Origin of the sequence: Loktanella atrilutea, from assembly GCF_900128995.1 — a bacterium.
Lineage (GTDB): Bacteria > Pseudomonadota > Alphaproteobacteria > Rhodobacterales > Rhodobacteraceae > Loktanella > Loktanella atrilutea.
Window position 1 is genome coordinate 37,959 of sequence record NZ_FQUE01000010.1, and the last position, 22,123, is coordinate 60,081.

The window sequence follows — 22,123 nt, forward strand, 5'->3', positions numbered from 1 at the left end:
CTGCTCACATGGATATCAAGGATCTTCTTGCCGACCCCGCGTTCATTGCATGGGTCGTGGGGCTGCTGTTCAGCGGCGTCATGGCTGTCGTCGCCTGGGCGCAGGCCAAGGCAGGGACCAAGAACAAGCTCGAGGCCGACGACATCCGGATCAACCGGATCAAGGATGGCATCACGAACGTCGTCACCGCTGCCATGGCCGATGGTCACGTCACTGTCGAAGAGCTGGTCGTGCTGGCCGGCCGCTACGTCGCAACGGAATACGCGCAGTCCAAGGCCAAGGTGCTGCCTAGCCCGCGCGCGATCGAGACCATCGTGAAGGCTGCCAAGGCCGCGCAGGCCGTCACGGCGGTCGCGGCACAGCGATAAGCAATCCGGCGCCGGGCAACACGGTCCGGCGTCACCCCCAAAATTCACCAGGAGCGCGCCGTGCCACGCATCACGACTTTCACCATAACGCCCGACGTGGTGACACCCTACACGATCATCCTGAACCGCGATGAGCGCGCCCAGATCACCGTCACCGGTGGCGAGGCAAACCTAGTCCTGAAGATCAGCAAGACCCCTGCGGGTGAGCCTATCGTCATCCTGCCGGGTCGGGGCGGTGTCTTCGACCTGTTTCCGCAACTGCTCGAGGGGCTGGTCGAGGGGCAGCCATATGCCCACAACATCTGGGACGAGACGGTCAAGACCGACCCCATCCTGATTGCATCCGGCACGATCACCTGTCGGCCGACGATCGCGTCAGCGCCGGTAACCTATCCGACCGTGATCAACCCGAACGGCAAGAAGACATACTTCGTCACGCAAGCCGAGCTGGATACCATCGATGCCGATGGACCTCGCGAGACCGACGTCACCTACACGGTCGTCCAAGGCCTCACCGGCCCCGTGGTTGCACCACTGTCGATCACGGGCAACCCGTCAGGCGGCACCGTAGGCGCGGCATATAGCTTCACCCCATCTGTGACCGGTGGCAGGTCTCCTTACACCTTTGCCCTGACAGCAGGCACACTGCCTGGCGGCACCACATTCAATGCTACGACGGGCGCGATCACCGGCACGCCCACGACCGCGCAGACCCGCACCGGCATCAGCATCCGCGTCACAGATGCCAGCGGGGCGACGGCGACCCTATCGGGATTGTCTATCACTGTCGCTGCGGCCCAGGTCGCGCCGACCGCAACCGGCGGCCTGGCGGATCAATCCTATACCCAAGGCAGCGGCGACAAGACGGTGACCGTGGCGGGGGATTTCAGCAATGCCACGGGCGGCACCTGGTCGGTGGTCGGCGCCGGGGCCTCGATCAGCGCTGCAGGCCTGGTCACGATCCCGACGGGATCCCTGCGCCAGGCCGTGACGGTGACGGTGACTTATACCAATGCCGCCGGATCCGCATCTTCGGCCTTTTCCGTCACGGTCGCGGCTGCGGTGCCGGTCACTGCTATTGGGGCGAGCGGGTGGAAAGCAACCTATCCGGCCCCGCCCACCTTTGCCCCCGATACCGCGCCGCAAACCCTGACCGTCGCGCGCGCGGGCTTTGACGCCCAGGCCGCACCCGCCACGATCACGGATGCCCTGACGCTGACCAAGCGGATTCGGAAGCCGTATCCTGACCAGGCGACGTTGACGGCCGATCAGGTCGCCCTGTCGGATTACATCTATGCGACGGATGCGGTGCCTGGTGTGGCAAACAATAGCCTTGCGGTCAGTCCGAAACCGATTGCGAATTGGATCCTGCCGGATCGCCGGGTGGTCGGTAACACGCTGCTGTTGCGCGTGTCGGCCTGGCACCGCGACATGCGCAATCGAGAACAGGTTGCGGCGGTCAAGTTCATCGCCACCGATGGCACGCGCACGGTGTCGCAAGTCGTATCTGTGAGCACGCTGGTCGGCCTGGGATCCTACGCGCACCCGGTCACGGCCTATGAGTGCAACCTGGATATTTCAACGCTTGACGACAATGCGGCGATCACGGTCAACGCGGAAGTTTACCCGCATTTCGGCGCCGCCGCGTCGGTGCTGTCCACCGCGGGCACGACGGCTTACCGCGAGTTTCGGCCGCAAACCTATCTCAAAAATGTGGCCCTGGCCGCAAATCCGATTTACGTCTATGTCGCGGCCACCGGCGGCGATAACGCCACGGCCGCGGTGTCGACTAATGCCGCCACCGCCAAGGCCGCGCCCTGTGCCACGGTCGGCGGCGCGATCAGTCGGGCTTATGAGGTCAACGGCCGCCTAGATGGCGTCGAGATCCGTTTGGGCGAGGGTACGCACACGCTATCGTCGGGCAGTTCAAACGCCGGGCGCGTGCAGGAAATCGGTGAATTGGTCATCACGCGCGATCCTGCCGTGGCGCGCGCAAACGTCATTGTGAAATACGGGTCGTTTATCCCTTACCTGGGCGCCGCCGGATCGTGGTGGAAGTTCCGCGATATCTGTGTGGGCAAGACCAACAATGCCGGGTTCAGGGGCACCGCGGCAAGTCCCGCCTACGTGGTTTATGAAAAGGTGACGACGGTAGATCTGGGGTTCAAAAACGAAATCATTTCAACCGCCGACACCTATGCAAGCCTGATCGAGGTCGATGGCATCAAGCCGCCCGTGTTTGTGGGCGTCTATCCCAACCTTGCGATGACAATCGGGTGCACTGCAGAGATAACCGGCGCCGTGGATCCGTGGTGCTTGATGGGCTGCGCGTTTTCGCCCATCACGGGCGTGTTAACGCATGTAGGAAATGCATCGTCGCCCGGCGCAATAATCGCCTTCAACAGTTTCAAGGTGAACAGCAACGATATTAACGGGCTTTATGAGGCCCGGTCGCGCCAGGTGTTCGCCTGCAATGTCTGCGAGAACACGAACAAATCCCTAGGGGCCAACCTGCGCGTGTCTGCTGATGCCGCAACCTATGACACGTCCCATGTGATCCTCGTGCACAACACCTTTACGGGTTACGGGTCGGCACATCGCTGGAACGTGTTTTACGACGACACAAACGGCCTTAATCGCACGCATGAATTGATGGCCGTTAAGGGCAACATATCGTCGCAGATCAACACGAAAAGCGATCTGTTCAAGAGTGACGGCACAAGACAAGGCAACTGGCCTTATATGTTTGGCGTCGGTTGTGACGGTGAGTTTAGCCAATTCATCGACGCGCAGGGGTTTGGTCTGGGATCAAGTTTTGCGCAAAACTATCCCGGCCTGACCGCCAGTATCGGGACAAGCGACACGGTGCGGAACGATCCGCTGTTTGTGGATTATCGGGGGGCCACGGCGGCCGACGGTGGCACCGGGGGCGGCAACTACGCCCTGCAATCTACAAGCCCGGCCAAAAACCGCGTCAAGCCGGTGCTGCGGTTCGATCTAGCGGGCAACACCCGGTCGGCCGTCAAGGCCAGTGCCGGTGCCTATGAATAATTCACACAACGTCAACCTTGAAGGACCATAACATGACAGACCTCAATAAGATTGCGTCTTATGCACAAGGCATCTTAAACGAGATTGCGAAAGAATCCGTAACTGAACAAAAATATGTCACAGCCGGGGATATGGCCGGTGTGCGAAACTTATTGGACTCAGGCGAAACGAACATTCGACTTGAGGATGACGGAGATTGGAGCAACTTTGTGTTTAAGGGCATGAGGCCGGAGGGCAGGGCTTCAATTTCCCCCGTCAACCCAAACTACATCTTTCCTGCGATGGAAGTCGCTCAATGTGAGAATATAGCTTTTAGCGGTTTCAAAATTGCTAGGACCGATGGACAAAGGAAACGTGGCAAGTTGGTCTATACCTTGGGCGGGGCAAATCTTGCCTTCCGCGACATGGAGCTCTTCTCCGACTTGTCTTTGACCAACGACCCTACCTCTTATGTTGATTGGACACTGGCAGACTGGACAAACAGAATTGTCGGAGGGTTTCACGTCGCCTCGCCGGATTCTGTCATCGAGGGCTGCAAGTCAATTGCGTGCTATATGTCTATTGTTCTCTACGCTGATCGCTGTGCTTCGAGCCGGAACAAAGTGCTGGGCTTTTCCGGTGATGCCTATCGCCTGATCGGTGATAATTGCACCTCCGATGATGACTATGCTCAGGATGCTTTTCAGATCAACAAGAACCACTCCGACGTTCTGCAATCCTGGAGCATTGGCGAAGATCGACGTTCTGGGTCGGGTGTCCGAAAAGGTCTGTCAATCCGTCGCTTAACCGCTCGCCGCTGGACGTTGGGAGATCACCTAAACCATCCGCTGATGGCCGAACCCCAAGGCATCGGCATGTTTGATGGGATCTACGAAAACTGTCTTGTAGAGGACTGCGATCTCGACATTGGTGCCTATCACGGAATTTCCTTCTATGGGGCGAAAGACGTTATAATTCGGGGTAACAAGGTCTGGGATCACTTCCGGCCGGAGGCTGAAAGCAAGCGACCTTGGATTATGGTGCACGATCACAAGAACGGAACGCAATCGACCGGCAGTCTGATCAAGGATAATATTTGCCAGAACATTACGGTGGACGATGCGACCGCAAAGGTCTCTGGCAACGTGAAAGCAAATGTTGCCGCTTGAAAAAGATCTGCATTCAAGCAAAGCCCCGCCCCTTCACTGGTTGCGGGGTATCTTCGTTCTACCTGCGCAGCATGACAGATCTCTCCGCCATCACCGGGCACACGCTGTTCCTTGAATACACCTGCAACTGTGCGCCTCCGGTGCCGGCCCCGGGCCTATCAGAACATGGGACGGCTGGATCGGTGCGAGCGCCTCTAGTGCAAAGCATCTGCCGGCTTATCGCCGCGTTTACACCAGCATTTCAACTTAACTTTAGCTCATCATCTGTCGATGGCAGGTTGCTTGATGCCGCCATCGCGTCGCATAGCGACCAGGTTGAGACGAAGGGTAATGGTTTGGTGTCTTGTCATGTTTAAAAAAGTATCACCGACCGAACTGCGGCTTGAAGCGCGTCGCCTTCGAAAATCCGCCATGGTCCTTCGGTCCAATCTTTACTCCAAGACCGATGGCCTACGACCGGATAACGACAGCGTAAGTGCGATTGTATCGGATCTCGAGCGTGAGGCCCGCGGATTTGAGGTTCTTGCTAAAGCCCTTGAGGAGCAGCATCTCTCTGGCAGAGAATGCGGATTGAGGGCGGAGGCGTGACCAAGTCACGTCCTATGCTGAGTCAGTCATATTGCGGCTATTTTACACCCTGGACCATGATGATCCGATCGTAGGCTAGTCATACCAATTCAATGTCGGTTACACCGACATCCCATGGCAGTATAGCCACCGCCTTGCGCCCGTTCTCGCTCGGCATCACGCGTATCGCCACCGCTTCGCCGGTGGCAAGTTCGGTAAAATCGCTACGTCGCAAGGCCTCGATATCTATGTAGACGTCGTCGCCCTGACCAAACGCTCTTGCGAAGCCGAATCCACGAACCCTGTTGAACCATTTGATCCGCGCCGGCAGGATTGGACAGGCTGCGATCTGCTCTGAGGTTGGGTGCCTAATAACGCCCCGGGCGGGCCTTGAATCATTCTGAAGAGGTAAGATCGAAATGACCCGTTCCGCCTGCATGCCGCGCGGCGTGTCGACTACTGTCAACTGCACTTCAGATCCTTCTTGGACACACCCTAGCTCAAATTCGCGAAGTACATCGGTGTGTAGCAAGATATCCGGGCCGTGCGGGTTTGTGACGAAGCCATAGCCCTCTCTTGAGTTAAACCATTTGACGGTTCCAGTGACCGTCACACCGGCCTTTTCATCAACCATCTAACCAACCTCCTGCTACGCCGTCTATGCTGGTGGGGAACTGGGTAATGGCAGCGTGTACTGTCGAGCCGACTACGGCACCTTTCTCAGCGTATTCCATCCCCCATCAGAGCCCACGAAGTTAAACTAATTTAGCTGCCATGCAACCTGCGCGCTGTGCGGCGAAATCGCCTGACAGGTCGACCGACTTGACGCATATCTTTCAGATGCCGCCGGCAAGGGACTGGTGCGGTAATGATTGTCTGCGGTTTCCGACCCTAAGTTAGCGGTACCGACTTTCGGCCAAGGAGGCAGGTGGCACGAACCCGGCGGCCAGCTCTAGCTTGGGGAAGGCCTTCAGGAACGCCTGAGCATCGTCGATCGACATGAAGTGGTAAGCCGTGGCATCCATGCCCGCCGCTGTTGCCGAGCCGTGGCCATACCCTTCATCCCCGAAGGTCGATGTCAGCCAGACGTCTATCTCGACGAGCATCGTACCAAGGCCGGTAGGAGGCACGCGCACCTTCACTCGGATCGGAAACTTGCGATCGGCATCATTGGCTGTGGCATTGTTGCGTCGTGGCATGAGAACGATTCCTGAACTTGCTGTACGGGATTTGTACTTGGGTATGCTGAAAGTTGCTGTCATGTTCTGCAATTTCTTGCAGAGCTGATACCGCTCGCCACGTTCGTACTCGAAAAACGCCTATATTTTATAGGGATTATTGGTGACCCCGACAGGACTTGAACCTGTAACCTGTCCCTTAGGAGGGGACTGCTCTATCCAGTTGAGCCACGGGGCCGACCGTTCTTCATTGCATCGAAAATCAGGCGGGGTCAACGCGGCGGGCTTGGACAAGCTAACGGACCTTGTCTAGAGTTCGGAAAACCTTCTGGACGGGATCGCCCCTTTGACAAAGCCGCCACGCCGACCGATGACACTGCGCGACGTTTCCGAGGCGTCGGGGGTCAGCGAAATGACCGTCAGTCGCGTGCTGCGCGACAAGGGCGACGTCAGCGCCGCGACACGCGCAAAGGTCAAGGACGCGGCGAAGCGGTTGGGCTACGTGCCGAACCGTATCGCGGGCTCGCTGGCGTCGAGCCATGTCAATCTGATCGCCGTCATCATCCCGTCGCTGAAGAACATGGTTTTTCCAGAGGTGCTGTCCGGCATTTCGGACGGGCTGGACGATACCGACCTGCAGCCGGTCTTCGGCGTGACGGAGTACCGCCCCGAGCGCGAGGAGAAGGTGCTGTTCGAGATGCTGTCCTGGCGTCCGGCCGGGATCATCATCGCGGGGCTTGAACATTCCGATCCGTCGCGGGCGATGCTGGCGCAGGCCGGGATCCCGGTGGTTGAGATCATGGACACCGACGGCGATCCGATCGATGCCTGCGTCGGCATTTCTCACCGGCGGGCGGGGCGGGAGATGGGCGAGGCGATCGTTGCGGCCGGCTATCGCAGGATCGGTTTCATGGGGACGCAGATGCCGCTGGACCACCGGGCCCGCAAGCGGTTCGAAGGGTTCACGCGGACCTTGGCCAAGTCGGGGATCGAGATCACGGATCGCGACTTCTACGCCGGCGGATCGGCGCTGACCAAGGGGCGAGAGATGACGCAGGCGATGCTGGAACGGCATCCCGACCTTGATTTCCTGTACTATTCCAATGACATGATTGGTGCCGGCGGCCTGATGTACCTGCTGGATCAGGGCGTCGATATTCCGGGTCAGATCGGCCTTGCGGGCTTCAACGGGGTCGAACTGCTGGACGGGCTGCCGCGCAAGCTCGCGACGATGGATGCCTGCCGCTACGAGATCGGGACAAGGGCAGCGCGGATCATCGCCGCGCGCGTCCTCGGTCAGGACCCGGGCGAGGAGCGGGTTCAGCTGACGCCGCGGATCGACCTTGGGGATACGTTGATCCGGGGCTGATGCCCGGCGGTGAAGGTCGCGATGAACCTGCCCATCTCGCGCAGCGGGATCGCCTTGCTGTAGAACCAGCCCTGCGCCAGACCGCAGCCCATCCGCAGCAGGCAGTCCTGTTCGGCCTGCGTTTCCACGCCCTCTGCCAGCACGCCGATGTCGAGGCTGTTGGCCAGTCCGATGATCGCGCCGGTCAGCTTCTTCAGTTCATCATCGGTGTCGATGTGCCGCACGAAGCTGCGGTCGATCTTGATCTGGGTGACCTGAAATTTGCGCAGGGCGGCGATGGCGGCGTGGCCGGTGCCGAAATCGTCCAGCTCGACGACAAAACCGGCGGCAACGAGGGCCTGCACGTTGGTCAGAATATGACTCGTGCGTTCGTCCAGCAGGGTGGATTCCAGAAGCTCTATCCGCAGCAGATGACGCGGCACGTCATGGCGGGACAAGGCGCTTTCCAGCCGTGCCAGCAAGTGGGGATCGCTGAGTTGTGCCGTCGACATGTTGATGCTGACGCTTAGGTCGCGATGTCCGAAGTCGGCCAGAAAGCGCAGCGCCTGACAGGCGGCATCCATCATCAGCGTATCCAGCGCGTCGGTCAGGCCGGCGCGTTGCGCGACGTCGAGGAACTGCCCGGCGGCCAGCGTCCCGCGGCGGGGATGATTCCAGCGCAGCAACGCTTCGAACCCCAGGCATCGCGCGCCTCGCACGTCGATCTGAGGCTGGAAATGGGCCTCGAAGGCATTGCGTTCGAGCGCGATCTGCAATTCCCGCGCCAGCGCGTTCGCCGACAGCACCTGTTCGCGCATCTCGGTCTCGAAGAACAGGGCGGACCCACCCAGCTTCTTCGCTTCGTAAAGGGCGAGGTCGGCGGCGGTCAGCACCGTGCCGCGGACACCCATGCCGTTGCCCGGTTCGAACGGCGCGATGCCGATCGAAGCGCCGATGTGCATGAACTGACCGGCGTATCCGATCGGTTCCATCAAGCGCTGAATGATCTGCTCTGCGAAGCCATGGATACTTGGCCGGTCGTCGGTCATGCGGCGGATCACGATGAATTCGTCGCCGCCGACCCGGGCCGCGAAATCGGGTGCGGTCACGGCGCTTTCGAGGATGGCAGCGCAGTGCTTGAGAACATGATCGCCGGCGTCATGACCGTAGACGTCGTTCACGGCCTTGAAACGGTCGAGGTCGATGTGAAACACCACGACGACCTGACCGTCGGGCAGGTTGTCCGCCATCTGGCCAATGTCTTCCAGAATGTTGCGCCGGTTACGCAATCCGGTCAGTTCATCGGTGATGGCCTGTCGTCGCAGCGCCTGTTGCTGTTCCTTGAGGGTCGTCACGTCGACGCACAGACCCACGTGCCCACCGTCCCGCGTTGGTCGCCCGACGATCCGAAGCCACCGTCCGTTCACCAGCTTGTGTTCGACCGTTCCGGCCGCGTCGGCATGACGTTCCAGCCTTTCGCGCAGCCGGTCATCCTCGCGCCCGATCGCGTCGCTGAATTGACCGCGGGCCAGACCGTAGAGCAGAATGTCCTGAAACCGGGCGCCGGGCGTCATCGCCGGGGCGCATTCCGGATAGAACCGGCGGAGGGTTTCATTGCAGATCACCAGCCTGTCGTCGGCATCGAAGAGGGCGAAGCCATCCGGCAGCGCGTCGATCGCAGTGACGAGCCGCGCTTCTGCCTCGTCCGTCATGCGGAGCGCGGTAAGGGTCTGCGTCACGTCCTGTGCCAGCACAGCCAGCGCCCCCGTCCCTTCGGGCATGCGGAGGAGGTCGACGTCGTAGATCGTGGGAATCTGACCGCCGACCTTGATCCGAAGGCGCTGGCGTGGCCGCCGCAGGGTCACGAAGCGGCGCAGGAGACGCGTTACCCGATCGGTGGGCAGATCCGGCAGAGCCTCTGCCAATGCCATGCGCTGCAGGGTTCGCATGGTTTGGCCCAAGGCCGTGCAGGCCTTTCGGTTCGCGGAAATCACGCGCAGATCGGTGGTATCCAGCATGACGATCGCATGCGCAGCGTTTTCGAAAAGTGGCAGCAGGATGTTGCGACCGATCACGTGTCGGGCGGCCGTCAGCTCTGCGTTCTGGACCGGATCAATCTGCATGACACTCTCGCTTCCCCGCGGATCCTCATAGGGTGAAGAGGTGAAGCAAGGTTTAAGTTCAGACGGGGTGGCGACGGCCTTTCAGGCAGACGGCTCTCCGCGCTTTGCCAAACGCAGGATCTTGCGGGCCTGGTCGAGATGCGGCTGGTCCAGCATCTGGCCGTTCAACGTGGCCACCCCGGATTCGGCCATGGCGGCGACGACCCGGTTGGCATGGTCGACCGCTGCCGCGGTTGGGGTAAAGGCGTCGTGGATCACGGGCACCTGTCCCGGGTGAATCGCCAGTTTGCCGTCGAAGCCCATCACGAATGCCGCGCGAGAGGCCCGCGCGAGGCCGGCATCGTCGCCCACGGTGGTGAATGGACCGTCGACGGCGGAAACGCCCGCAGCCTTCGCGGCCAGCAGTGCCAGGGTCTGGGCCGTGGCAAAGGGCGGCAGCCACTGTCCGTCAGCATCACGATTGGCGAGCGCGCCCAGATCGGCGGCCAGATCCTCGGCCCCCCACGTCATGGCGCCGAGTGCGGGGTGGTCCCAGTCGGCCCGCATCAGCTGTCGCACGGCACGGACGGTTTCCGATGCGATGACCATCAGCGGCACGTCCAGCCCTGCGGCGGCGATCATCCTTGCTGCCTCGGCGATGTCTTCCACACCTTCGCATTTCGGCAGCACGTAGCCGTCGGGGCGGCCGGGGGCCGTTTGCGCGATGTCGTCCGCCGTCCGCCCGGTCGACAGCGCATTCACGCGCACGAGGCGGGCCATCGGCGCGCCCTCTGCCAGCCAGTCCGCCGTGCGGGCGCGGGCGGCGTCCTTGGCGTCGGGGGCGACCGAATCCTCGAGGTCGAGGATCAGGGCATCGGCACCTGTGCCGCGCGCCTTGTCCTGCTTTCGGGCGCTGTCGCCGGGCACGAAGAGGTAGGAACGGTGTGTCAGGATCATGTGGCGGGCCTTCCCATCATCAGGGCCGCGCGGTCGCAGACCGCGCAGAGGTCATCGGTCTGGTTGAAGCAGTTGTGACGAAAGGTGACGATCCCCTGACCCGGACGAGAGCTGCTGGGACGCAGGGACAGCACCTCTGTCGTGACGTGGATCGTATCGCCCTCGAACAGCGGATGCGGAAACTTGACGTCGGTCATGCCAAGGTTGGCGACGGTCGTCCCCAGCGTCGTGTCGTTGACGGTCATGCCGACAAGGCACCCCAGCGTGAACAGCGAATTCACGATGGGACGGCCGAATTCGGTCTGGGCCGCGGCATGGGCGTCGATATGGAGCGGCTGCGGGTTCATCGTCAGCAGCGAGAACCAGCGGTTGTCGGTTTCGGTGATCGTCCGGGTCCAGGGATGGCTGAACGTCATCCCGACCTTGAAATCCTCGAACCACAGACCGGCCATGCCGCACCCTCCCTGATGTGTCGCGGGCATCCTGACCCTTTGCGACGGCGGATGCCAGCCCTGCGGGCTACAGAAGGTCCATAGGCGGGCTGTCCAGATGCTGCATCGGGGCGGCTGCGGGCTGGCGCACGCCCGCCATGGCGGCCCGGGCCAGAAAATCGCCGGCGGCAGCGACGTCCTCGGATACGGCAAGGATGCGCGGGTGGATCCGGCGCAGGAAACGGATCGCCTCTTTCGAGAAGATGTCGAGGTCACCGCCCAGGGTCCGGTTCCCGGCCGCGGCGGCGGCGATGGTCGCCAGCGCTGCGTTGGTCGATCCCGTAATGATGCCGTCGACACTTTTGGAGTCGGACAGAAGGGCGGTCAGACGCGCCTCGATCGTATCCACGGGCGAATCGCTGGTCACGTCGTCGAGGACGGTCAGATCGACACCGGCAGACTTCGCCTGTGCGACCGTGCCGTCGATCATGGCGATGGCATAGGTCTGATCACGCGGCGGGGCGATCAGGACCAGCCGTCGCCGTCCGCGGGCTGCGAGGGATCTGACACCCAGCCGGCCAAATGCGTCGTTGTCGAAATCGAACCAGGCGTGCCCGTCGCACCAGTCGCTGCGCCCGTGGGTTGCAAAGGGAAAGCCGCGATCCATCAGATACCGGATGCGCGGATCCTCCGGCTGGATCTGGTTGAAGATCACCGCATCTGCCGATCCCGACTCGACGATGTAACGGATCGGCTTCATCGGGTTCTCGTCCTTGAAATAGGGCGTGATGTTCAGATGAAACGGGGAATTTCGCAGGCCGCCTGCGACGGAGGAGATCAGCCTTGCTGTATGGTTCATCACGTCGTGTTCGGTCGACAGGACGAGAGAGATCACGTTCGTCCGTCCGGTCCGCAGTCGCACGCCGGCGCGGTTCGGGACATAGCCGATCTCGTCGGCGACTGCGCGCACCCGGGCGCGGGTATCAAGGCTGATGTCCTCTGCACCCGCCAGCGCACGGGACACCGTGGGCACGGCAAGTCCGGTCAGGCCGGCGATGGTCTTGAGTGTCGGTTTGCGCGGCTGGCGCGTATCGGCGTTGTCCATGTCCATTCCTTCCGGCCCCGCCCCCGTCGGGCAAAAATGCTGCATTTGCAAGCGTCCGGATGGCGCCAGCTTAATTTTCAATCCCGAAAAGAAACAGTCTTGTTTGCGCAAACAACTTCAGGTTAGCTTTCCTACAACGATTTAGATCAGGGAGGTTAGAATCGTGAAACTCAGCACACAACTGCTTGCGGCGACGGCGATCTGTGCCGCGTCAAGCGCGGGCGCGGTTGATCTGGAGGTGATGCACTGGTGGACATCCGGGGGGGAGGCCGCCGCCGTGTCGAAGCTGGCGGAGGCATGGAACGCCACCGGCAACACATGGGTCGACGGCGCGATCGCAGGCGGTGGCGACACGGCGCGGCCCGTCATGGTCAGCCGGATCATCGGTGGCGATCCGCCCGCCGCGTTCCAGTTCAACCACGGGCGTCAGGCGGAAGAACTGATCGACGCGGGCCTGCTGCTGGACATCACGGACGTGGCCGAGGCGCAGGGCTGGAAGGACATCGTCAACCCGCCGTCGCTGCTTGAATCCTGCACGGTCGATGGCAAGATCTACTGCGCGCCGATCAACATCCATTCGTGGAACTGGATGTGGCTGTCCGGCCCGGCCTACGAAAAGGCCGGTATCGAGATGCCGACCGACTGGAACAGCTTCATGGAAAGCGCAGAGGCGCTGCGGGCGGCTGGCGTGACGCCGCTGGCCATGGGCGGCCAGTCCTGGCAGCAGGCCGGCGCGTTCAACAACGTGATGACGATCGCCATCGCGGGCAAGGATGCGTGGCTGTCGGTCATGCAGGACAAGAACGCCGAAACCGTGATGGGCCCCGAATACACGGCAGCCTTCGAAGCCTACGCCGCCGCGCGCGAGCTTTCGACGGGCATCAACGTGCAGGACTGGAACCAGGCGACGAACGCGCTGATCAACGGCGAAGGCGGTGCGCAGATCATGGGCGACTGGGCACAGGGCGAATTCGCCGTCGCAGGCATGACCGCGGGCGAAGACTACGGCTGTCTGCCGGGCCTCGGCATGGGTGCATACCTGCAGACCGGTGGCGACGCGTTCTATTTCCCGGTCAACGACGATCCGGAGATTACTGCGGGGCAGAAGGAGCTGGCGGCGATGCTGTTGTCCCCTGAAGTGCAGGTGGCGTTCAACTCGGTGAAAGGCTCCTTGCCGGTGCGTGGCGACGTCGACCTGACGACGGTCAACGAATGCACGCAGAAGGGTCTTGATCTGCTGGCCAACGGCCAGACGCTGCCCGCATCGGAACAGCTGATCGCGCCCGACACGATCACGCAGCTGAACGACCTGATGACAGAGTTCTGGAACACGCCCTCCATGACCGCGGCAGAGGTGCAGCAGCAATACGCGGACATCATCGCGCAGGCGGAGTGATGACCGACGCATGACGGTTGCGGGCCGCCCGACGGGTGGCCCGCGATCACCGGCGCGCAGGCGCTATCAGCCGCATCGGGGGGGAGCCCATGACGACGACCGACATCCGTCCGCAAACCGGACGCAGCGCAGCCGTGCGCCGACCCTCGCGCCTGTTGCGCAACCTGTCGTCCAAGGTCGCGATGCTGCCGCTGATCTTCACCGCCCTCGTGATCTTTCTGGGCGGCACGATCTGGACAGTGGTCTATTCGTTTACGAAATCAGGTCTTCTGCCACGGTTGAGCTGGGCCGGACTGGACCAGTACGAACGGCTTTGGTCCAGCCGCAAGTGGATCGTCTCGATCGAGAATCTGGCGGTTTACGGCGTGTTCAGCCTGATCGGGACGCTCGTGATCGGCTTTACCCTTGCCGCCTTGCTGGATCGCAAGATCAGGGGAGAGGCCGTCTTCCGGTCCATCTTTCTTTATCCTTTCGCGCTGTCGTTCATCGTGACTGGCCTGGTCTGGCAATGGATCCTGAACCCCGAGCTTGGGCTGCAGCACGTCGTGCGCGGCATGGGGTTCGAAAGCTTTACCTTCGATCCGCTGAACAACCCCAACATCGTCATGTTCGGTCTGCTGATCGCGGGCCTGTGGCAGGGCACCGGCCTGATCATGTGCATCATGCTGGCCGGTCTGCGCGGCATCGACGACGACATCTGGAAGGCCGCTCGCGTCGACGGCATCGGCACGGTCAAGACCTACATCCGGATCATCATTCCGATGATGCGCCCGGTCTTCGTGACCTCGCTCGTGCTGATCGCGGCGGGCATCGTGAAGCTTTACGATCTGGTCGTCGCCCAGACCTCCGGCGGGCCCGGGATCAGTTCGGAGGTGCCCGCGAAATACGTCATGACCGCCATGTTCGGCGGCCAGAACCTAGGCCAGGGCTTTGCCGCATCGACGATGATGCTGCTGATGGTCGTGATCATCCTGATCCCCTGGGCCTACCTTGAATTCGGAGGCAAACGGCGTGGCTAACATCGGGATGCTCAATGCCGCCAATGCGGTCACGATGCCGCTGGGGCGGACGCTGCCCGAAGGGCCGCGCGGGAAGAAACCCAGAAAGCGGCTGAGCCGCGGCAATATCATCGTCTACGGCACGCTCTTCGTCGTCGCGCTGTATTATGCTTTGCCGCTTTACGTGATGATCGTGACATCGCTGAAGGGCATGCCGGAAATCCGCATGGGCAACATCTTTGCCCCGCCGCTGGAGATTACCTTCGAGCCGTGGGTCAAGGCGTGGAAGGAGGCTTGCACGGGGATCAATTGCGACGGCCTCAGCCGCGGGTTTTCGAACTCGGTCCGCATCCTGATCCCTTCGGTGATCCTGTCCGTCGCCATCGCGTCGGTGAACGGCTACGCCCTGTCGATGTGGAAATTCCGCGGGTCAGAAGTGTTCTTCACCATCCTGATGATCGGCGCCTTCATCCCTTATCAGGTCATGCTCTACCCCATCGTGATCCTGCTGCGAGAGGCGGGGCTCTACGGCTCGCTCACCGGGCTGGTGCTGGTCCACGTGGCCTTCGGCATGCCGATCAACACGCTGCTGTTCCGCAACTACTTTGCGTCCATTCCGGAGGAGCTTTTCAAGGCCGCCCGCGTCGACGGGGCCGGGTTCTGGGCGATCTTCTTCAAGATCATCCTGCCGATGTCGCTGCCGATCTGCGTCGTCGCCTTCATCATCCAGGTCACGGGCATCTGGAACGACTTCCTGTTCGGCGTCACCTACATCTCCTCTCCCGACCGCTACCCGATGACGGTGCAGCTGAACAACATCGTCAACTCGGTGCAGGGGGTGAAGGAATACAACGTCAACATGGCCGCGACCCTGCTGACGGGCCTCGTCCCCCTCGTCATCTACTTCGCCTCCGGCAAGCTCTTTGTCCGTGGCATCGCCGCCGGCGCGGTGAAAGGGTGAGGGATGGTTTTGCGCAGCAAAATGAAAGGCGCCAGTGGCGCGTTTCAAATCACGAACGCGACGGGCGACGTCCCGGCGCCGGGAGAAATTAAATGACCATTCAGAACCCCTCCGTCTCGATCAAGCATCTTGATCTGGCCTTCGGTGCCGTGAAGGTGCTGCAGAACCTGAATCTCGAGATCGCGGATGGAGAGTTCCTCGTGCTGCTCGGATCATCCGGCTGCGGCAAGTCCACGCTGTTGAACGTCATCGCGGGTCTGCTGGAACCGACCGACGGGCAGATCTGGATCAAGGGGGAGAACGTCACCTGGGCCGAACCCAGCGAACGCGGCATCGGCATGGTGTTTCAAAGCTACGCGCTTTATCCCCAGATGACGGTCGAGGGGAACCTGACCTTCGGCCTGAAGAACGCCAAGGTGCCGAAGGACGAGATCGCGCGCCGCGTCGCCCGCGCGGCCGAGATCCTGCAGATCGAACCGCTGCTGAAGCGCAAGCCCGGCGCCCTGTCCGGCGGTCAGCGGCAGCGTGTCGCCATCGGTCGGGCGCTGGTGCGCGATGTCGAGGTGTTCCTTTTCGACGAGCCGCTGTCGAACCTCGACGCCAAGCTGCGCGCCGACCTGCGGGTCGAACTGAAGCGGCTGCACAACAACCTCAAGAACACGATGATCTACGTCACCCACGATCAGGTGGAGGCGATGACGCTGGCCGACCGCATCGCGATCATGAAGGGCGGCAAGATCATGCAGCTGGGCACCCCGGCCGAAATCTATGGCAAGCCGCAGAACCTCTATGTCGCCGATTTCATCGGCTCGCCGTCGATGACCTTTTTCAAGGGCACGCTGAAGGGCGATGTCATCGCCATTCCCGGCCATGACCTGCCGCTGGGCAACTATGACTTCAAAGAGCGCCCTGCCGATGGCACGCCCGCGATCATCGGTATCCGGCCAGAGCATGTGATGACGGGCGACAACCTGCGCTCCGCCCCCTGCACGACGGAGGTCACGGTGGATCTGGTGGAACCCATGGGCTCTGACACGTTGGTCTACTGCGAATTCGGCGGTGAGACCTTCCGCATCCGGATGGACGGACAGGCGCAGGTCACGCCGGGCGACCGCCTGACCATCGGCATCGACCCGGCGGCGGCATCCCTGTTCGACACGGAGTCAGAGGTTCGTCTGTGACCGCAATCGACCTGACCGGAGACTGGACCCTGCGGTCCGCGGACGGCACGGTCACGGTCCCGATGCGGCTGCCGGGTGATATCGTCACCACCCTCTTCGAGGCTGAAATGATCCCCGACCCCTATGCGGGCCAGAACGAATACGATCTGCGCTGGATCTGCGAGGCGGACTGGACCGTGGAGCGGTCCTTCGATCTGGCCGACCCTGCCGTCGATCTGGTGATATCCGAGCTCGATACCGTGGCGACGGTCCGCGTGAACGACGTGGTGGTGCTTGAGGCTGCGAATGCCTTTCGAAGCTTCCGCATGGCGCTGGATGATGCGGCGCGGGTGGGCAGGAATACCATTGCGATCACGCTGCATTCCCCTGTCGCCGCCGGAAAGACGCTGGCAGAGGCGCACCCGTTTCCGGTCCCGTGGTCCAAGAATTGCCCGATCCCCTACGGCAACTTCCTGCGCAAGCCCGCCTGCGACTTCGGCTGGGACTGGAACATCGCGCTGGCGACCTCCGGCGTCTACGGGGCCCTGCGTCTGGAACCGAGCCGGGCCGCCCGCATCGACCGTCTGGCCATTTCACAGGAACACGGCAACGGCGTCTCGGTCACGGTCGGGGTGCATACGACCCATCACGATGGGCCGGTCACGGTCGCGATGGCCGGTCAGACCGCGACGGCGGATAGCCGGGAGGGGTTTTGTCAGCTGACAATCGCGGTCTCTGAACCGGTCCTGTGGTGGCCGGCGGGTCTCGGCGACCAGCACCTCTACGATCTGACCGTCACGGCAGGCGATGCCACCGCCGCGCGCCGCATCGGCCTGCGCCGGATGGAACTGGTCGCGGAACCCGACGCCGCCGGTCTGGGCTTCAAGATCCGCGTGAACGGACACGACACCTTCTGCAAGGGTGCCAACTGGATTCCCGCCGACGCGCTGCCGGGCCGGATCACAGAGGCGAAGACCCGCGACCTGCTGCAATCCGCCGTCGATGCGAACATGAACATGATCCGCATCTGGGGCGGCGGTCGATATGAGCCCGACAGCTTCTACGACGCCTGCGACGAACTTGGCCTGCTGGTCTGGCAGGACTTCATGTTCGCCTGCAACCTCTACCCCTCCGACCCCGCCTATCTGGCGAACGTGCGGGCCGAGGTGCACGACAACGTCGCCCGGATGCACCACCACGCCTGCCTCGCCCTGTGGTGCGGCGACAACGAACTGGTCGGCGCGCTGGGCTGGTATGACGTCAGCCGCAACGACCGCGACCGGTATCTGGTGAACTATGACCGCCTGAACCGCGCTATCGAGGATGCGCTGCGCGAGACGGACCCGGGGGCCAACTGGTGGCCGTCCAGCCCGTCCACCGGGCCATTGTCCTTCGGCGACGCATGGCATGACGATTCGTCCGGAGACATGCACTTCTGGTCGGTCTGGCATGAGGGGCGCGATTTCGACCACTACCGCGACGTCTCGCCCCGGTTCTGTTCCGAGTTCGGATTCCAGAGCTATCCGTCGATGGACGTGGTCCGCCAGTTCGCCGACCCGGCGGATTTCAACATCGCCGCCCCGGTGATGGAGGCGCACCAGAAGAACGACGGCGGCAACGCCCGCATCGCCGAGACGATGTTCCGCTATTTCCGCTTTCCGGTGGACTTCGAGAATTTCGTCTACGTTTCACAGGTCCAGCAGGCGCTGGCGATCAAGACCGCCGTCACCCACTGGCGCGGCCTGAAACCGCATTGCATGGGCACGCTGATCTGGCAATTGAACGACACCTGGCCGGTGTGTTCATGGGCCTCACTCGACTACGGCGGCGGGTGGAAGGTGCTGCACCACCTGTCCCGCGACTTCTATGCGCCCGTCACCGTGGTCGTGATGCCCGACGGCGAAGACTTGGTGCTGCGGGCCGTGAACGACCGGCGCGAGTCCGTGACGGTGAACGTCACCGCCTCGGCCTGCGCCATGGACGGGGCGACCCGCGATCTGGGGCAGGGCGGGGCAGAGGTGAGGGAAAGTGCAGTGGACCTGCTGCGCATCCCCAAGGCCGCGCTGGACCAGCAAGAGATGCTGTCCTTTGGCTGGACCGCCAGCGACGGCACCAAGGGCGGCGACGTCTTCGCGCCACGACCCTACAAGGCCTATGACCTGCTGCCTGCCAACGTGACTCATGAGATCAAGCGCGACGGCGACGCCCATGTGCTGCACCTGACCGCGCAGGCGATGGCCTTCTTCGTCACCGCAGAGGCCTCCGCCCCCGGCCGGTTCGACCGCAACGCCATCCACCTCGGCCCCGGCCATACCGCGACCCTGCGGTTCACGCCCCATGATGCCGCTGCCACCCCCACCTTCACGCTGCGCGACCTGCACAGCGCCACCCACATCACCTGAGGACCCCCAATGACCGACTTTTCCTACCAGCTCTACAGCTCCCGCAACTTCGGCCCGCTGAGCGAGACGCTCGGCATGCTGGCCGCCCTGGGCTATGCCCATGTCGAAGGCTACGGCCCGGTCTATGAGGATCTCGACGCCACGAAGAAGGCGCTGGACGAGACCGGCCTGACCATGCCGTCGGGGCATTTCGCCATGGACCTCGTCGCCGGTGACGCGACGCAGACGATGAAGATCGCCCGCGCGCTGGGCATCAAGAAGATCATCGTGCCCTTCCTGATGCCCGACCAGCGCCCCACGGATGCGGAGGGCTGGACCAACTTCGCCAAGCGCCTCTCTGCCGCCGGCAAGCCGCTGCAGGACGAAGGCTTCGACTTCGGCTGGCACAACCACGACTTCGAGTTCAAGGCGCTGCCCACGGGCGAGCTGCCCATCGACCTGATCCTCGCGCAGGACAACATCGGTTTCGAGTTCGACGTCGCCTGGGCCGCCGTCGCCGGCAAGGACCCGGCGGAGGTCATCGCGCAATACGGCGACCGCATCATCGCCGCCCACGTCAAGGACCGTGCGCCGAAGGGCGAGAACGCCGACGAGGATGGCTGGGCCGACGCGGGCCATGGCACGCTGGACTGGCCCGGGTACTTCAAGGCGCTGAATGCGGCCGGCTGCGACCTCTTCGTGATGGAGCACGACAAGCCCGCCGATGACAACCGCTTCGCCAGCCGCGCGCTGACCTACATGCAATCCCTGTAAGAAAGACGTCCCATGACCACCCTGAACGTCGGCCTGATCGGCTGCGGCAACATCTCGACCGCCTACCTGACGCTGGCGCCGACCTACAAGAACATCCGCTTCGTCGCCGTGTCGGACATGAACGAGGACGCGGCCTTGGCCAAGGCCAAGGAGTTCGGCCTGAAGGCCCGGACCGTCAGTGACCTGCTGGCCTCGGACGACATCGACATCATCGTCAACCTGACGATCCCCGATGCCCACTACGACGTGACCAAGCGCATCCTCGACGCAGGCAAGCACGCTTACACCGAAAAGCCGCTGGTCCTGACGCTGAAGCAGGCGAAGTCGCTGGCCGACCTTGCCGCGGCCAAGGGCCTGCGCATCGGATCGGCCCCCGATACCTTCCTCGGCGGGGCGCACCAGCAGGCGCGGGCGATCATCGACGACGGCGGCATCGGCACCGTCACCTCTGGCACCGCGCATTTCATGGGGCCGGGGATGGAGATGTGGCACCCCAACCCCGACTTCTTCTTCAAGCCCGGCGGCGGCCCGGTGCTGGACATGGGGCCCTATTACATCACCAACCTCGTGCAGCTGCTGGGGCCGGTGAAACGGGTCGCCGCCATGTCGAACAAGGCGCAGACCACCCGCACCATCACCTCCGAACCCCGCGCGGGCGAGACGCTGCCGGTGCAGGTCGCGACGACGATCCACGCGCTGCTGGCGTTCGAGAGCGGGGCCGTCATCACGCTGGGCACCAGCTGGGACGTGAAGGCGCACGATCACAACAACATGGAGCTTTACGGCACCGGCGGTGCGCTCTTCGTGCCGGACCCGAACCACTTCGGCGGCGTGCTGCGGCAGGCGGATGCCGCAGGCACCGTGACCGAGTTGGCCGAGTGGGAGCATCCCTTCAACGTCATCAACTGGGATCTGCACAAGCCGGTCCACCGGGCGAACTATCGCACTGCCGGACTGGCCGACATGGCCGCCGCCATCGTCGAAGGCCGCCCCCACCGCTGCGCGCTTGACCTTGCGGTGCATGTCACCGACGTCATGACCTCGATCTTGAAATCCGGCGAGACGGGCCAGTTCGTCGACATGACGACAACCTGCGCGCGGCCGGAGGCCCTTGGCCCCGACGCCGCCCGCGCCCTGCTGAAGGACGACGCATGACCTACCGCCCCGCCGACGACCGCTATGACAAGATGACCTACCGCCGCTGCGGCGCATCGGGGGTGAAGCTGCCCGCCGTGTCGCTTGGCCTGTGGCACAACTTCGGCGGGGACAGCCAACACGAGAACAAGCGCGCGATGTGCCGCACGGCCTTCGATCTGGGCATCACCCACTTCGATCTTGCCAACAACTACGGGCCCCCGCCGGGCAGCGCGGAGGATGCGTTTGGCGAAATCCTGAAGACCGATTTCGCGGGATACCGGGACGAGCTGATCATCAGCTCCAAGGCCGGTTACGGCATGTGGGCCGGGCCCTACGGCGAGTGGGGCAGCCGGAAGTACCTGATCGCCTCTTGCGACCAGTCATTGAAGCGGATGGGCCTCGACTACGTCGACATCTTCTATTCCCACCGCTTCGACCCCGACACCCCGCTGGAGGAGACGATGGGCGCGCTGGCCGACATCGTGAACTCCGGCAAGGCGCTCTACGCAGGCATCTCCAGCTACAACACGGAGAAAACGCGCGAGGCGGTCGCCATTCTGGACGACATGGGCGTGCCGATGCTGATCCACCAGCCGAGCTACAACATGTTCAATCGCTGGGTGGAGACCGACGGGCTGAAGGACACGCTGGCCGACCTCGGCATCGGGTCGATCGCCTTCACGCCGCTGGCGCAGGGGATGCTGACGACGAAATACCTGAACGGCATCCCCGCCGACAGCCGCGCGGCGCAGGACAAGTCGCTCGACAAGTCGCTGATCACCGACCGCGCGATCCAGTCGATCCGCGCCCTGAACGACATCGCGCAATCGCGCGGCCAGACGCTGGCGCAGATGGCGATTGCCTGGGTGCTGCGTGATGGCGGGATCACGACGGCTTTGATCGGGGCCAGCAAGCCTGCCCAGATCGAGGATTGCGCGGGGGCCGTGGGCAACCTCGACTTCACGCCAGAGGAACTCGCGGCCATCGACGAACACAGCGGCGATCAGGCGATCAACCTCTGGGCCAAGTCCAGCCAATCCGACAACGCACCGGAGTAACCG

The 22,123-nt window shown here is 62.7% G+C and carries 18 protein-coding genes and 1 tRNA gene; 12 read left to right on the top strand and 7 right to left on the bottom strand.

The features are described 5' to 3' along the window. The first annotated feature begins 8 nt into the window (after positions 1–8). The 3 genes from BUA54_RS16510 to BUA54_RS16520 are packed head-to-tail and all read left to right on the top strand — an operon-like array spanning position 9 to position 4,567. On the top strand, positions 9–368 hold the full coding sequence (locus tag BUA54_RS16510) for a hypothetical protein (protein ID WP_072858369.1): 360 nt from the start codon (positions 9–11) through the stop codon (positions 366–368). A 60-nt stretch (positions 369–428) separates the two neighbouring features. Beyond that, positions 429–3,419 carry a putative Ig domain-containing protein gene (locus BUA54_RS16515; protein ID WP_072858370.1) on the top strand — a complete coding sequence of 997 codons (2,991 nt, stop codon included), beginning with the start codon at positions 429–431 and terminating at the stop codon, positions 3,417–3,419. A 32-nt stretch (positions 3,420–3,451) separates the two neighbouring features. Further along, positions 3,452–4,567 (top strand): hypothetical protein, encoded by a 1,116-nt coding sequence (locus BUA54_RS16520; protein WP_072858371.1) that lies wholly within the window; start codon positions 3,452–3,454, stop codon positions 4,565–4,567. Between the two features lie 667 nt (positions 4,568–5,234). Here the strand turns inward: BUA54_RS16520 and BUA54_RS16525 are convergent. The 3 genes from BUA54_RS16525 to BUA54_RS16535 form a co-directional block, all read right to left on the bottom strand. Beyond that, the gene (locus BUA54_RS16525; protein ID WP_072858372.1) at positions 5,235–5,768 is read right to left on the bottom strand and encodes a cold-shock protein; all 534 of its coding nucleotides are present in this window, start codon (positions 5,766–5,768) and stop codon (positions 5,235–5,237) included. A 262-nt stretch (positions 5,769–6,030) separates the two neighbouring features. Continuing rightward, positions 6,031–6,333, bottom strand: coding sequence for a glycoside hydrolase family 25 domain-containing protein (locus tag BUA54_RS16530; protein ID WP_072858373.1), 303 nt, complete (start codon positions 6,331–6,333; stop codon positions 6,031–6,033). 140 nt (positions 6,334–6,473) lie between these two features. Further along, positions 6,474–6,550 (bottom strand) — tRNA-Arg (locus tag BUA54_RS16535). Positions 6,551–6,682: 132 nt separating this feature from the next. On the opposite strand from BUA54_RS16535, the gene BUA54_RS16540 reads away from it, so the two are divergent. Continuing rightward, positions 6,683–7,681: a LacI family DNA-binding transcriptional regulator gene (locus BUA54_RS16540; RefSeq protein ID WP_072858374.1), complete on the top strand. Its 999-nt coding sequence runs from the start codon at positions 6,683–6,685 to the stop codon at positions 7,679–7,681. On the opposite strand, the gene BUA54_RS16545 is transcribed toward BUA54_RS16540, so the two are convergent. The 4 genes from BUA54_RS16545 to BUA54_RS16560 form a co-directional block, all read right to left on the bottom strand. Continuing rightward, on the bottom strand, positions 7,633–9,783 hold the full coding sequence (locus BUA54_RS16545; protein ID WP_072858375.1) for a putative bifunctional diguanylate cyclase/phosphodiesterase: 2,151 nt from the start codon (positions 9,781–9,783) through the stop codon (positions 7,633–7,635). The two genes, BUA54_RS16540 and BUA54_RS16545, sit on opposite strands and share 49 nt — an antisense overlap. A gap of 81 nt (positions 9,784–9,864) precedes the next feature. Further along, positions 9,865–10,719 (bottom strand): HpcH/HpaI aldolase/citrate lyase family protein, encoded by an 855-nt coding sequence (locus BUA54_RS16550; RefSeq protein ID WP_072858376.1) that lies wholly within the window; start codon positions 10,717–10,719, stop codon positions 9,865–9,867. After that, complete coding sequence (locus tag BUA54_RS16555) at positions 10,716–11,201, bottom strand: MaoC family dehydratase (RefSeq protein WP_245810740.1); 486 nt, start codon at positions 11,199–11,201, stop codon at positions 10,716–10,718. The genes BUA54_RS16550 and BUA54_RS16555 overlap by 4 nt, the downstream gene beginning before the upstream one ends. 37 nt (positions 11,202–11,238) lie before the next feature. Further along, positions 11,239–12,255: a LacI family transcriptional regulator gene (locus tag BUA54_RS16560; protein ID WP_245810742.1), complete on the bottom strand. Its 1,017-nt coding sequence runs from the start codon at positions 12,253–12,255 to the stop codon at positions 11,239–11,241. A 163-nt stretch (positions 12,256–12,418) separates the two neighbouring features. On the opposite strand from BUA54_RS16560, the gene BUA54_RS16565 reads away from it, so the two are divergent. The 8 genes from BUA54_RS16565 to mgrA all read left to right on the top strand — a co-directional run bounded on the left by BUA54_RS16565 (position 12,419) and on the right by mgrA (position 22,120). Then, positions 12,419–13,651: an ABC transporter substrate-binding protein gene (locus tag BUA54_RS16565; protein ID WP_072858379.1), complete on the top strand. Its 1,233-nt coding sequence runs from the start codon at positions 12,419–12,421 to the stop codon at positions 13,649–13,651. Positions 13,652–13,740: 89 nt separating this feature from the next. Further along, the gene (locus BUA54_RS16570; RefSeq protein ID WP_072858380.1) at positions 13,741–14,670 is read left to right on the top strand and encodes a carbohydrate ABC transporter permease; all 930 of its coding nucleotides are present in this window, start codon (positions 13,741–13,743) and stop codon (positions 14,668–14,670) included. 34 nt (positions 14,671–14,704) lie between these two features. Continuing rightward, positions 14,705–15,610 (top strand): carbohydrate ABC transporter permease, encoded by a 906-nt coding sequence (locus BUA54_RS16575; RefSeq protein WP_143155477.1) that lies wholly within the window; start codon positions 14,705–14,707, stop codon positions 15,608–15,610. Between the two features lie 92 nt (positions 15,611–15,702). Next, entirely contained in the window at positions 15,703–16,791 is a 1,089-nt protein-coding gene (locus tag BUA54_RS16580) for an ABC transporter ATP-binding protein (protein ID WP_072858382.1), read from the top strand. Beyond that, entirely contained in the window at positions 16,788–19,172 is a 2,385-nt protein-coding gene (locus BUA54_RS16585) for a beta-mannosidase (RefSeq protein WP_072858383.1), read from the top strand. Before BUA54_RS16580 ends, BUA54_RS16585 begins: the two co-directional genes overlap by 4 nt. Before the next feature lie 9 nt (positions 19,173–19,181). Continuing rightward, positions 19,182–19,925, top strand: coding sequence for a sugar phosphate isomerase/epimerase family protein (locus tag BUA54_RS16590; RefSeq protein WP_072858384.1), 744 nt, complete (start codon positions 19,182–19,184; stop codon positions 19,923–19,925). Between the two features lie 12 nt (positions 19,926–19,937). Next, positions 19,938–21,080, top strand: a complete 1,143-nt coding sequence (locus tag BUA54_RS16595) for a Gfo/Idh/MocA family protein (RefSeq protein WP_072858385.1) — start codon at positions 19,938–19,940, stop codon at positions 21,078–21,080. Then, complete coding sequence (gene mgrA / locus BUA54_RS16600; protein WP_072858386.1) at positions 21,077–22,120, top strand: L-glyceraldehyde 3-phosphate reductase; 1,044 nt, start codon at positions 21,077–21,079, stop codon at positions 22,118–22,120. Before BUA54_RS16595 ends, mgrA begins: the two co-directional genes overlap by 4 nt. Positions 22,121–22,123 lie beyond the last annotated feature (3 nt).